This is a genomic window from Paraferrimonas sp. SM1919 (genome assembly GCF_010993985.1).
Taxonomy (GTDB): domain Bacteria; phylum Pseudomonadota; class Gammaproteobacteria; order Enterobacterales; family Shewanellaceae; genus SM1919.
Window position 1 is genome coordinate 107,862 of the sequence record NZ_WINH01000003.1, and the last position, 12,428, is coordinate 120,289.

At 43.3% G+C, this 12,428-nt stretch carries 11 protein-coding genes; 2 read left to right on the top strand and 9 right to left on the bottom strand.

Translation table 11 applies throughout. The annotated features are described in order from the left end of the window. Positions 1-10 precede the first annotated feature (10 nt). Positions 11-1,084, bottom strand: a complete 1,074-nt coding sequence (gene nadA, locus GFB48_RS02725) for a quinolinate synthase NadA (protein WP_163930877.1) — start codon at positions 1,082-1,084, stop codon at positions 11-13. An 89-nt stretch (positions 1,085-1,173) separates the two neighbouring features. Then, the gene (locus tag GFB48_RS02730) at positions 1,174-2,301 is read right to left on the bottom strand and encodes a succinylglutamate desuccinylase (RefSeq protein ID WP_163930879.1); all 1,128 of its coding nucleotides are present in this window, start codon (positions 2,299-2,301) and stop codon (positions 1,174-1,176) included. Between the two features lie 40 nt (positions 2,302-2,341). On the opposite strand from GFB48_RS02730, the gene msrA reads away from it, so the two are divergent. After that, complete coding sequence (gene msrA, locus GFB48_RS02735) at positions 2,342-2,824, top strand: peptide-methionine (S)-S-oxide reductase MsrA (RefSeq protein WP_163930881.1); 483 nt, start codon at positions 2,342-2,344, stop codon at positions 2,822-2,824. Between the two features lie 53 nt (positions 2,825-2,877). Here msrA and dbpA read toward each other — a convergent pair whose 3' ends face one another. Then, positions 2,878-4,302 (bottom strand): ATP-dependent RNA helicase DbpA, encoded by a 1,425-nt coding sequence (gene dbpA, locus GFB48_RS02740; protein ID WP_163930883.1) that lies wholly within the window; start codon positions 4,300-4,302, stop codon positions 2,878-2,880. A 187-nt stretch (positions 4,303-4,489) separates the two neighbouring features. On the opposite strand from dbpA, the gene GFB48_RS02745 reads away from it, so the two are divergent. Beyond that, positions 4,490-5,086, top strand: a complete 597-nt coding sequence (locus GFB48_RS02745; protein ID WP_163930885.1) for a hypothetical protein — start codon at positions 4,490-4,492, stop codon at positions 5,084-5,086. Between the two features lie 7 nt (positions 5,087-5,093). Here the strand turns inward: GFB48_RS02745 and GFB48_RS02750 are convergent, their stop codons facing one another. Genes GFB48_RS02750 through GFB48_RS02775 form a run of 6 tightly spaced genes read right to left on the bottom strand, consistent with a single transcriptional unit; the run spans position 5,094 to position 12,422 of the window. Further along, positions 5,094-6,887 carry an acyl-CoA dehydrogenase C-terminal domain-containing protein gene (locus tag GFB48_RS02750; RefSeq protein WP_163930888.1) on the bottom strand — a complete coding sequence of 598 codons (1,794 nt, stop codon included), beginning with the start codon at positions 6,885-6,887 and terminating at the stop codon, positions 5,094-5,096. A gap of 12 nt (positions 6,888-6,899) precedes the next feature. Next, entirely contained in the window at positions 6,900-7,751 is an 852-nt protein-coding gene (locus GFB48_RS02755) for a type 1 glutamine amidotransferase domain-containing protein (RefSeq protein WP_163930889.1), read from the bottom strand. A gap of 9 nt (positions 7,752-7,760) precedes the next feature. Continuing rightward, positions 7,761-9,437, bottom strand: a complete 1,677-nt coding sequence (locus GFB48_RS02760) for an AMP-binding protein (RefSeq protein ID WP_163930891.1) — start codon at positions 9,435-9,437, stop codon at positions 7,761-7,763. 10 nt (positions 9,438-9,447) lie between these two features. Continuing rightward, positions 9,448-10,491: a phosphotransferase family protein gene (locus tag GFB48_RS02765; RefSeq protein WP_163930893.1), complete on the bottom strand. Its 1,044-nt coding sequence runs from the start codon at positions 10,489-10,491 to the stop codon at positions 9,448-9,450. Between the two features lie 16 nt (positions 10,492-10,507). After that, positions 10,508-11,725: an acyl-CoA dehydrogenase family protein gene (locus GFB48_RS02770; protein WP_163930895.1), complete on the bottom strand. Its 1,218-nt coding sequence runs from the start codon at positions 11,723-11,725 to the stop codon at positions 10,508-10,510. A 22-nt stretch (positions 11,726-11,747) separates the two neighbouring features. Further along, a complete protein-coding gene (locus tag GFB48_RS02775; RefSeq protein WP_163930897.1) occupies positions 11,748-12,422 on the bottom strand; it encodes a histidine phosphatase family protein in 675 nt (224 codons plus the stop codon). Positions 12,423-12,428 lie beyond the last annotated feature (6 nt).

Sequence of the window (12,428 nt, forward strand, 5' to 3'; positions counted from 1 at the left end):
TGCTATAAAATTAAGCGTTACCTTTTACCTTCATATTAAGATTTTTTGAAAAATCTAACATGCGGTTTAATGGTATAAGTGCTTGCTCAGCCAATGCTTCATCGACAAAAATTTCATGCTCAGTTTTATCTTCACTAGATAATGCAGCTTCAATCGCTTGCAAGCCATTCATCGCCATCCAAGGACAATGAGCACAACTCTTACAGGTTGCACCATTGCCGCCTGTTGGCGCTTCAATGAAAGTCTTATTCGGAGCAAGTTGCTGCATCTTGTAGAAGATACCGCGATCGGTAGCCACAATGAATTTTTCATTCGGCAACTCTTGGCTCGCCTTAATCAACTGTGAAGTAGACCCTACAGCATCGGCCATTTCAACCACTGATGCTGGTGATTCAGGGTGGACTAAAACCGCAGCATCTGGGTGTAGGGCTTTCATGTCCATCAGTGCCTTAGCGCTGAACTCATCATGAACAATACACTCGCCCTGCCATAACAGCATATCTGCACCAGTTTGCTTAGAAATGTAAGAACCTAAGTGACGGTCTGGACCCCAGATAATTTTCTTATCTTCCCCGTCTAGGTGATCCACAATTTCAAGGGCAATAGATGATGTCACAACCCAATCAGCACGAGCTTTAACCGCCGCTGAGGTGTTAGCGTAAACCACTACTGTATGATCTGGGTGCTGATCACAGAAGTCCGAAAACTCATCAATTGGACAACCTAAGTCTAATGAACAGGTCGCTTCTAGAGTTGGCATTAAAATACGCTTTTCAGGGCTTAAGATCTTGGCTGTTTCACCCATAAATTTAACACCCGCAATAATCAATGTCTTTGCGGGGTGTTCAGCACCAAAACGTGCCATCTCTAAAGAGTCAGAAACACAACCACCTGTTTCTTCGGCTAATGCTTGAATTTCAGGATCGGTGTAGTAATGGGCAACAAGTACCGCATCCTCTTGCTTAAGCAACTGCTTAATACGAGCAATATAGTCAGCCTTTTCTTGGGCATTCAATGGCGCTGGTTGCGCTGGAAATGGGAAACACGTGCCTTCAAGTTTAATAGGGGTACTGCTCTGGCTCATAAGATCTCGCAATAGTTAACATAACAATTTTGTGATTATATCATTGAATTAGGTTTAAATTTAAGTGTCAGCTGTCTCATATTTTGCAACTAACGCGCTAAAGACTGCCAAAACTGCTGCAATGGCGTACCGGAGTACTTAAGACCAAGTAACATGATTCGCTGTCCTACTGCGACCTTAGCATTCGGGAAAATAATGGCTTCTCCCTGCTGGGCGTAGGTATTAACCGTATCAATTGATAGTAGCTCACCTTGGTTAAATTCGGTGAAATTACAAACATCATTGGCAAAGTTGAGTTGGCATTGATCTGACTGTTTATTGATTTCACGGTTAATCTTATATACCTGTAAATCATCAGACTGACATTGTTGTTGATTAATCACTTTGGTCAATCCATTACTGATCAGCTTTTTAATAAAAGCCTCTGCCCCAGCAAAGTCTTGTCGGTTATTCGTTCCAAAGGGTTTTGCTTTTCCCAACTCCACGGTAAATGCCATGGCTTTGCATGATTCTTGGGAAAAATAACTGTAAGTGGTCGTTGGGCAATTATGCAGCAATACGCCATCTAAGCCTAATCCCTTCAACACATTAAAGGCCTGTAGCTGGTATTGGCCATCTGCTTGATAAGGATAGATGGCAAAGCGGCTCAGGGTGGAGTCTCGGATGGCGCAGTGTAAATCTAAATGGAGTTTACAGTCTTGGTATTGTTTAAAAAAATCTAGACTCACCTGTTCAAGTTGCATCGCCCTGTCAGCCTCATCACCTGTGTAGTTAGTGTGGGCACCACTAAACAATCGGTTCATATTGTCTTTGACTTCCCGAACCCCTGCCCTGATGCCAGTTAAATTCCCGAATTGGAACATCACTGGGACAGAAACGTTTATTATGCCTTGGGCTATTTGAGCAATAATCCTATCCAACATTTCAATAGGCGCAGTTTCATTGCCGTGTACGCCAGCACTTAATAATAAAGCTTCGCTGTTAATATCCGCTTGCTTTGGTGTCATGCAAAGCACGCCTGGCAACAAATGTTCTATAGTGCAATGGCCTACTGCATGGGATTGTGGCTTAAAGTCTTGCTCTGGCTGGGAAAGTGTGTACTGTAAAAATTCCGTTAAATACATCATTAGGGTTTTGGCATCCTGCTTAACAATTAAGGGGTACTTTAACTTAAATATTTTACTTGAGAAAGTCATCCAACTGTAGATAATGGACATATAGACGTCTAAACATCTAAAAATTATAAGAGAGATTGATATGAAAGCGACATTCGGTGCAGGCTGTTTTTGGGGTGTAGAAGTATTCTTTAAGGAATTAACCGGAGTACAAGACGCCGTATGTGGCTATATGGGCGGAGAGTTAGACAATCCCAGTTATCCTGAGGTAAAACAAGGCAACACAGGCCATGCAGAAGTGGTTGAAGTCACCTTTGATGAAAGCCAAATTAGCTATGAACAATTAGTATTGGCTTTTTGGAAAAACCACGACCCTACCACCCTAAATAAACAAGGTATCGATGAAGGCACACAGTATCGCAGTGCGATATTCTTCCATAATGAAGAACAACAGCGTATTGCCGAGGCGTCTAAGGCATATCAACAAGCCAATAATCCAAGATTTGCCAGCAAAACCATTGTTACCGAGATCACTGCGGCTTCTACTTTCTATGAGGCAGAAGACTATCATCAAAGTTATTTTGAGAAGAATAACTTACCAAGCTGTCATATTGCGTTTGAATAAATAGTTTGCTGATAAACAAAGCCCCGCTAAATGCGGGGCTTTAATGTTTTGGTTTAACGTTTTTGGCGGTAGCGAGCTTTGGCCTGCTTAGGCATCCCCGTAACCACTCTGGCTTTAAAAGTTTTGCCTTTAATTTTACCTTTTTCTAAACGTTTTAGTGCCAGTGATTCCAGATTAGCTTTAACCGCAACAAACGCACGCATATCAAACAAGGCAATTTTACCTAAATCATCACCGGTGATGCCCTTACCTGCGGTTAACGCGCCAACAATATCCCCCGGTCTTACTTTGTGTTTTTTACCGCCATCGATTTCTAGGGTGACCATTTTGGCTTGTAAACCAAAGTGAGGGTTCAGTTGTGGCAGAGGTTCTACGGTAATTTCGCGTTCTAGGTACTCTTCAAGTAACAGAAATTTACGGTGCTCGCGACTCTCATTGTATAAGCTACAGGCCATACCCTCTTTACCCGCACGCCCCGTTCGACCAACACGGTGCACATGCACTTCCGTGTCTCTGGCGAGGTGATAGTTGATCACCATATCTAAGTCACTAATGTCTAAACCACGGGCCGCCACATCGGTCGCCACCAGCACCCTAGCACTGCCATTAGCAAAACGAACTAAGGTTTGATCACGGCCACGCTGATCTAGATCGCCATGTAAAGGTAATGCGCTGAAGTCTTTATTAATAAGAAGATCGGTCAACTCTTTAACTTCAGCTTTAGTATTACAGAACACCACCGATTGCTCTGGCTGATATTGCTGTAGAATTGCCATCACCCCTTGTGGTCTCTCATCGTTACCAGAAACAGCGAAGAAATGCTGCTTAATCAAGTTGTTGTTAGTACTGCCTGCAACTTTAATATGCTCAGGGCGAGCCATGTAATCATTAGCAATTTGAGCGATGCCTTCAGGAAAAGTAGCGCTGAATAGTAAGGTTTGCGGCTTACGACGAATGTTATAAATAATATTGTCTACCGCTTCATTAAAACCCATCTCTAGCATGCGGTCGGCTTCATCAAGTACCAGAGTTTCCACATTAGTTAAATCTAAAGTGCCACGACTTAAATGATCTTCAATTCGACCTGGGGTCCCCACAATAATATGAGCGCCGTGTTCTAACGAGCCAATCTGTGGCCCCATTGGGACACCACCACACAGGGTAAGAATTTTAATATTGTGAATACCACGGGCCAGCTTTCTTAATTCTTTGGCCACCTGATCGGCCAACTCACGGGTTGGGCATAATACTAAAGACTGAATGCGAAAACGGCGAACATTAAGCTTGTTTAAAAGACCTAAACCAAACGCCGCTGTCTTACCCGAACCCGTTTTCGCCTGAGCAATGACATCTTTACCCTCAAGTACATGCGGTAAAGACTGGGCTTGAATCGGCGTCATGCTCTCATAGCCCAAAGTATCAAGGGTATGGATCAGTTCATCATGCAAGGGTAATTGGGCAAATTGGGTCAGTTCCAAGGGAATGTCCTTTTATTAGTAAAGCTTAACTGTAGTCTCGAAAAGCCAGTCTAGCTAGGGCCACAGTAGTCAAAGGCGCGTAGACTATCAAAAAAGCCATAGATAAGAAAGCAATTGCAATCGCACCTATAAGCAATTTCAGCACGTTAAGATAAACTGAAAGAGACTCAACCGCATGGGGAAAAATATGCAGACCTTATTTACTCACTGTCTTTTATTGTGTGTATCGTTAATCATTAGTAGCTTTGCACAAGGATCCGAAGTGCCCAATATTGATTTTAAATTGAGTGTTGAAATTGAAGGGTTAGCCAAGGTAAGTGACGACCATATAAACGCGATCAATGAACTCACCAGAGCAATAGAGCAGTTAGCACAATCGCCGCAATTATCTGAAGCAGACAGACAATTTTTGTCTTTGAGTTTAAAACAACTTAATAGCAGCGTTGCTGACATGGCAACAACCATGACTGGCCTACCACAAATTGTTGAGCAAACGACTGCTCCAGTGGTCACTAAAAGCCATCAACTGCTCGATAAGCTACTTATTTATAGTGTGATTTGTTTAGTTTTAGTCGTTTCCTTGGTTTTAGCAGCCCTATTGGGGTTTTATTACAGCACTGTCAAACCTGCAACAAACTTAATCAAGCAAATGAACGATGACAGCTTAAAACTCAGTGACAACTTAAAGACTGCAAGCCTAGCCTTGAGTGTGGCCACTCAACAGCAAAATCGACAACATACCAATAAACATCAACTGCGCCGACCGCTGCGGCGCACATTGTAATCATTCGTTAAAATGCAAAATGTTCACTTTCTAGAGCCATCATAGAGTGACCACCATTTTCAATACACAGGGCGTGGGATAGCGCCCTTGGAAGAATACGATCAAAATAAAACTGGCCTGCAATGAGTTTAGATTGGTAAAAATCCTGCTCCGTTGCGGAAGACTGTAAAGATTGTTGGGCTTTTAGCATCATCTTTAACCAGTAATAACCATAAAGCACATAACCCAAAAACATTAAATAATCGACCGATGCCGCCCCCACCTCATCGGCATTGTCTTGGGCCTTAACAGAGATTTGTTTGGTCATGCTTTGCAGGCGTGTACAGTATTCTCCCAATATCCCAGATAATGCACTAAACTGTTGATATTCAGAAGCTTCGACTAAAAAGCTGGTGATCTCTGAAATGCTCGCTGCTAACAATTTTCCTTGCGAGCCTAGTACTTTTCGAGCTAACAAATCAATTGCCTGAATACCTGTAGTGCCTTCATACAAACATGAGATCTTGGTGTCTCGCATCAACTGCTCCATCCCCCACTCACTGATGTAACCATGACCACCGAATACTTGGACACCATGACTGGTTGCCTCCATTGCGGTCTCAGTAGCAAAAGCTTTAGCTACAGGAGTTAACAACGCGAGTTTCGCTTCTGCCGCTGCTTTTTCAAGATCACTGCCTCGATGAGACTTATCTATGGTAAGGGCTAAATCGTAAATCATGGCACGTCCACCCTCAGCAAATACTTTTTGGGTTAACAGCATTCGTCGAACATCTGGATGAACAATAATGGGATCCGCAACTCCATCAGGATTTTTTACTCCTGAAACACTGCGCATCTGTAAGCGTTCTTTTGCATAAGCTAACGCCCCTTGGAAAGCGGCTTCCGATGCCGCTAGCCCCTCACCACCTACCGCCAAGCGAGCTGAGTTCATAAAAGTGAACATCATGTTTAAGCCACGGTTGACCTCGCCAATTAAGTAGCCTTTGGCATTATCAAAATTGATTACACAAGTGGCAGAAGCTTTAATGCCCATCTTGTGTTCAATAGAGCCGACACTGACGCCATTTCTATCGGACTTTTCACCTTCATCAGTGACATTAAACTTAGGCACCGCAAACAGTGAAATCCCCTTAGTCCCAGCAGGAGAGCCAGGAATACGGGCAATTACAATATGAACGATATTGTCAGACAGATCATGGTCCCCAGCAGAAATAAAAATTTTGGTGCCGTTTAAGCGATAACTGCCATCATCATTAAGCTCAGCTTTACAACGTAATAAGCCTAAATCCGTTCCTGCATGGGGCTCTGTTAAGCACATAGTACCTGTCCATTGACCAGAAACTAATTTTGGCAAGAACATTTGCTTTTGCTGCTCTGAGCCATGTTTTTCCAGAGTGGCCATACAGCCATGGGACAGTCCTGGATACATAGCAAAACTATGATTGGCACTGCTTAGCATTTCATTCACTATGGTGTGAATCGAATGGGGCAAGCCCTGCCCGCCATAATCAATATTTTGTGCTAAAGTCGGCCAGCCACCTTCTACGTATTTTTGATAGGCTTGTTTAAAGCCTTTAGGTGTCGTAACAATCCCATTTTCAAAGTGACACCCTTCTTGATCACCTGATATATTAAGAGGCGCAATTTCTTCAGAAACAAATTTGGCAGCTTCACTAAGGATGGCATCAAACATATCTGCAGTAGCGTCTTCATAACCCAATTTTGCATATAAGTTGTGACAATCATAAAGCTCTTGCATCACAAACTTAATATCTCTAAGCGGTGCTTTATACTCAGGCATAAAGTTAGTCCTTTATCTTTTTTCAAGTAATTCCAATATCTTATAAGAAGCTTCTAATCCAGAGTTTTGATTTTGTCCGCTAACAAATCTTTGCTCCTCATCTACTGCCACATAGGTTGCCAAAAAGTCTACAAACTTAGTTTGGGCAACAAACTTTGCCCCTGCTTTGCGTAGTTCAGTTTCTGGGTGCATTGGTGTAACGGTAATATCTAACTCTTTAATTTGTTTATCGGTAACACCGGTAATGGTACGACCAGCAATGAGCTTATTGCCATTTTCGTCTAATGCATTGACCAATGCCAAAGCCCCATGGCAGACGCTGCCGATGATTGGCGCGCGCTCAGAATAATAAGCATTACTAATTAACGCGGCGACATCTTCAGATTGGGCTAAATCGTAAGCCGCGCCCCAGCCCCCCGCGACAAACACCACATCATATTGGCTTACCTCTACATCCTTTACAGCAATAGAGTTTTTAACTTTGGCCATTAAAATACTGTCTTCAAGCATACGTTTGTCTTGCTTAGATACTACCGGAAACTCAAGAGATTGAGGGTCTATAGGAATACTGCCACCTTTAACCGAAGCGACATCAACCGCCATACCCGCATCGCTAAAGGCATAATAGGCATGGGTCAATTCACTGGCAAATAACCCCGTCGCTTTCCCCTCGGTAGAGCCCTCTGGCCCTAAAATGCCATGACTGGTTGATAGTACTAACGCCTTTTTTTGAGGCAGCTGATAGTCGGTTCTCCCCGTGTACTCAGGGTGCAAGCCTAAGCTGGTTAATATGGTTGGCAGCAACGCCAATAGCGTGCCTAAAATAATAGGCACAATAAACATAACTTTATGGGAGGTTTTCATTGTTATTCCTTATGCAACTTGAGGAGTAGCTTCACGCAAATCCTTTCTTAAAATTTTACCAACATTTGATTTCGGCAGTTCATCCATTAATTCGAATTCTCTTGGGACTTTATAATTGGTAAGGTTGGTCCTACAAAAATCCATCATCTCTTGTTCATTGAGACGACCTGAGTAGGTGGCTAAGTAAATTTTTATTTTCTCACCGGTTTGGGCACAGGGGACACCAATTGCCGCCGCCTCAATGACGTCTGGATGAGAGACTAATACCTCTTCAATTTCATTGGGAAAGACGTTAAAGCCTGAAACAATGATCATGTCTTTTTTACGGTCCACAATCGAGAAGTAACCGTTTTCATCCATGACACCAATGTCACCAGTGGCTAGCCAGCCATCCTTAATTACCTCGGCGGTAGCTTCTGGGCGGTTATAATAACCTTCCATCACTTGTGGCCCTTTTAGCCAGATTTCACCGGGTTGTCCAATCGGTTGCTCATTGCCCTCTTCGTCCACCACCTTCATATCGGTACTAGGTAAAGGTAAGCCAACACTGCCATTAAATTGGCGTTGATTATAGGGACAACTACTGGCGCAGGGAGAACATTCGGTTAAGCCAAAGCCTTCTAAAATGGCCGAACCGGTAAGCTCTTGCCACCGATTAGCCACCGCTTCTTGAGTCGCCATCCCTCCTGCGACACTAAATTTCAGGTGTGAAAAATCAATATCCTTGAATTCTGGGGCATTCATTAAGCCATTGTATAAAGTATTCACTCCAGTGAAGGCAGTAAAAGGATATTTGGCGATCGTTTTAGCAAAGGTAGAGAAATCTCTGGGGTTACTAATTAATAGATTCGTACCACCAAAGGTCATAAACGCCAGACAATTACATGTCAAAGCAAAAATATGGTAAAGGGGTAGTGCCGTCACCAAGATTTCATTGCCTTCATCTATCGCTGGTAAGATACTGGCTTTCATCTGTTGTAAATTTGCCACAATATTACGATGGGACAGCATTGCCCCCTTTGCGACCCCGGTGGTGCCGCCGGTGTACTGCAGAAAAGCTAAATCACTCGGGATCACCTCAACCTGTTGAAACTCATGTTTGGCGCCAAGTTTAAGCGCTTGATTAAAAGTAGCATCCACATTAAGGTTAAATTTTGGCACCATCTTTTTAACATGCTTTACCATAAAGTTAATCAAGGCACCTTTAAAGCCAGGCACTCTATCGGCTAACTGAGTGGTAATGACATGTTTAACACTGGTTTTATCGATAACCTTTTCTAGGGTTGAGGCAAAGTTTTCAATGATCAGAATCCCTTTGGCACCAGAATCGTTCATTTGGTGTTCGAGCTCGCGCGGGGTGTAAAGTGGATTCACATTCACCACCACTAGTCCAGCTTGTAATGCAGCAAAAATTGCAATCGGATATTGCAGACAGTTGGGCATCATAATGGCAAATTTATCGCCTTTTTTAAGGCCTAAATCCACTCTTAAATAGTTCGAAAATGCTTGCACATGTTGAGCTAATTGGCGGTAAGTCATTCTGGTATGCAAGCTAATAAAAGCATCAATATCAGCCCATTGCGCTGAATATTTATCAAAAATCTCATTAATTGAAAGGTATTTTTGAATATCCACAGTAGCAGGTACATCCTTTGGATAGCTTTTTTCGACCCATAACTTAGTCATAATATTGTCCTTAACATGTTGTCTGTTGTTGTGACTCGATGATCCCCAAGGCTTGTTTGGCCAAAGGGTACACAAAACCTGCTACTTTATTTGCTTGCTCACTTGAGGCATTGCCCATTGCTGCGCGTTTGGCAACCCCTTGAGCAATCGCAGCTAAACGGAAAAAGCTAAAGGCTAAATAAAAGACCCAATTATCAATGCCATCGATACCACGTTTATCGCAGTAGCTTTGTACATATTCTGCTTCAGTTGGGATCCCTAGTGCCGCCCTATTCATACCAGCTAAACCATCCATTACACCAGTATTTTGTGGCATACGCAGCTGCATGCATTGATAAGCAAGATCCGCATAAGGGTGCCCCAGTGTCGACAGCTCCCAATCTAACAGGCCAATGATCTCACCGTCTTCGTTAAACATCATATTGTCTAAACGAAAATCCCCATGGACTAAACACACTTGACCGTCATCCTCGGGCAGATTTTCCCCAAGCCAAGCAATGAGCTTATCCATAGCCGCAATAGGCTCTAATTCTGATGCCTTATATTGCTTCGTCCAGCGACTGTATTGACGCTCAAAATACCCCCCCTTAGGGCCATAATCAGCTAAACCAACACTATCTATGTCAACATTATGCAAATTCGCCATTACTTGGTTCATTTGCTGATACATTTTGCTACGGAGGGCATTTGACGACACTTTTTCTAATGCCGCGTTCCAGTGAATTTGCCCCTCTAAATACTCCATCACCACAAATATTGTCCCAATAATCGAGGTGTCTTCGCATAAATGGTGCATTTTGGGTACTGGAACGTCTGTTTTAGCCAAAGCAGCCATGACCTTATATTCACGGTCAACCGCATGGGCGGACTTTAACAACTTACCCGCAGGCTGCTTCCTAAGCACATAGGTTGCATTAGGGGTCGTCACTTTATAGGTAGGGTTAGATTGACCGCCTTTAAATTTTTCTAGGGTTATTGGCCCACTAAAGCCCTCAATATGTTCTGTTAAATACTGCTCTAACAACTGCTCATCAAATCCATTTACTTGGTACATTCGTTAGCCCTTATAGTTATTGATTATTGGCAAATTTTTTGGCGTAATCACGGCCGAGCTGCATCATATGGACCTGATCTGGACCATCGGCAAAGCGTAAACTGCGCTGCCCCGCCCACATATGCGCCAGCGGCGTATCCTGAGATAATCCCACAGCACCATGGCATTGCATCGCCCTATCAATAACCGTTAGGGCCATATTAGGGGCGATAATTTTAATCATGGCAATTAAGTCCTTAGCAGCTTTATTGCCTTCCTCATCCATTTTTTGTGCGGCTTTTAAGGTCAGTAATCTGGCCTGTTCAATTTCACACACGGATTTAGCAATATCTTCACGAATAGATTGCTGCTTAATAAGTTCACGACCAAAAGCAACCCGCTGATTAACCCGCTGACACATTAATTCTAGAGCACGTTGAGCCGCACCGACACTGCGCATACAGTGGTGGATTCGACCTGGGCCTAAGCGCCCTTGGGCAATCTCAAAGCCACGGCCCTCACCCGCGATAATGTTCTCTTTGGGTACTCGTACATTATCGAAAATGATTTCAGCATGCCCCTCTGGCGCATCGTCATAGCCCATCACCTGCATCGGTCTGATAACCTTTACCCCTGGGGTGTTCATTGGCACCAAGATCATGGATTGTTGAAGATATCGGTTCTCATTAGTCGCATCCGTTTTCCCCATGACAATCATAATTTCACATTGTTTACGCATGGCACCGCTAATGTAAAATTTATGACCATTGATGACATAGTCATCGCCATCGGCTTTGATCTCAGTTTCAATGTTAGTGGCATCACTGGAGGCAACTGCCGGCTCAGTCATCGCAAAGGCACTACGAATGCGCCCAGCCATTAACGGCTGTAACCAATCTTGCTGTTGTTTATCACTGCCATATTTGGCCAGTACTTCCATATTGCCAGTATCAGGAGCGCCGCAGTTAAACACCTCTGGCGCCCAGATCACTTTGCCCATTACTTCAGCCAATGGTGCGTATTCCAAGTTAGTTAAACCCGGACTAAAATCCCCATAAACTTTAGGCAAAAACAAATTCCACAACCCTTGGTCCTTGGCTTTTTGTTTTAACTGCTCCATAAGCTCTGGTGTTGACCAAGGTTCGTCCCGCAAAGCTTGATGCATCTTATGTTCATTAGGGTAGATATGCTCATCCATGAAGGCGTTGAGCTTATCAAGTAAATCTTGCACTTTTTCAGAATATTGAAAGTCCATCTTCTGCTCCTCGTTCGTTCCGTCACACCAGGGTGCACAAATGTTTTTGCCCCTCGATATGGGCATAGTTATTAAAATAATCAAGCTTAAATCGTTGATTAGAGAAGCTTATTTTTGTAATCGATGAATTCACCACTTTTTGATTTAAATTAATCATCGTCGCATTATCCGCGCCAAAAAGTTGCTGACATAAACTGGATATCACTCCACCTGAGGTAAACACTAAGACACTTTGATGCTCAGCTTTAGTAATGTCATGCATACCTTGCCAAGTGCGCTCAGTAAAAGCTTGGTAACTCTCAGTGTAATCATCATAATCCCCGCTCTGCCAGCGTTGCATGGCTAACGCAAATTCTTTAGCGAGTATCCGTTTGGGTTGTTTTTGCTTCGCCGCAAATGCCGCAAGCGCTTGTCCATTAACAAATTCAGGATTGTGTCTGTGCAGCACCTGCTGGTGATCAAATTCATTAAATCCGGTATGAATAGCACAACCTAAACGGCTACCATGACCTTCAAAAAAATGTTCAAAACTTTGCGCATGCCTCAGCATATCACCACTAAAGCAAGCATCAGGGGTTAACGCCCCTTTAAGGCGCTCTCCTAATATTTGCATTTGCTGACAGCCCAAATCTGACAACCTGTCGTAGTCAGCAGAAGCAAAACTGGCTTGCCCGTGTCGTATTAAATATATCTGCATTTATGT

Coding starts and splice junctions, on each gene's coding strand:
- nadA (WP_163930877.1), bottom strand. CDS start 1,084: ATGAGCCAGAGCAGTACCCCTATTAAACTTGAAGGCACGTGTTTCCCA.
- msrA (WP_163930881.1), top strand. CDS start 2,342: ATGAAAGCGACATTCGGTGCAGGCTGTTTTTGGGGTGTAGAAGTATTC.
- GFB48_RS02770 (WP_163930895.1), bottom strand. CDS start 11,725: ATGGACTTTCAATATTCTGAAAAAGTGCAAGATTTACTTGATAAGCTC.
- GFB48_RS02730 (WP_163930879.1), bottom strand. CDS start 2,301: ATGTCCATTATCTACAGTTGGATGACTTTCTCAAGTAAAATATTTAAG.
- GFB48_RS02760 (WP_163930891.1), bottom strand. CDS start 9,437: ATGACTAAGTTATGGGTCGAAAAAAGCTATCCAAAGGATGTACCTGCT.
- GFB48_RS02745 (WP_163930885.1), top strand. CDS start 4,490: ATGCAGACCTTATTTACTCACTGTCTTTTATTGTGTGTATCGTTAATC.
- GFB48_RS02750 (WP_163930888.1), bottom strand. CDS start 6,887: ATGCCTGAGTATAAAGCACCGCTTAGAGATATTAAGTTTGTGATGCAA.
- GFB48_RS02775 (WP_163930897.1), bottom strand. CDS start 12,422: ATGCAGATATATTTAATACGACACGGGCAAGCCAGTTTTGCTTCTGCT.
- GFB48_RS02765 (WP_163930893.1), bottom strand. CDS start 10,491: ATGTACCAAGTAAATGGATTTGATGAGCAGTTGTTAGAGCAGTATTTA.
- GFB48_RS02755 (WP_163930889.1), bottom strand. CDS start 7,751: ATGAAAACCTCCCATAAAGTTATGTTTATTGTGCCTATTATTTTAGGC.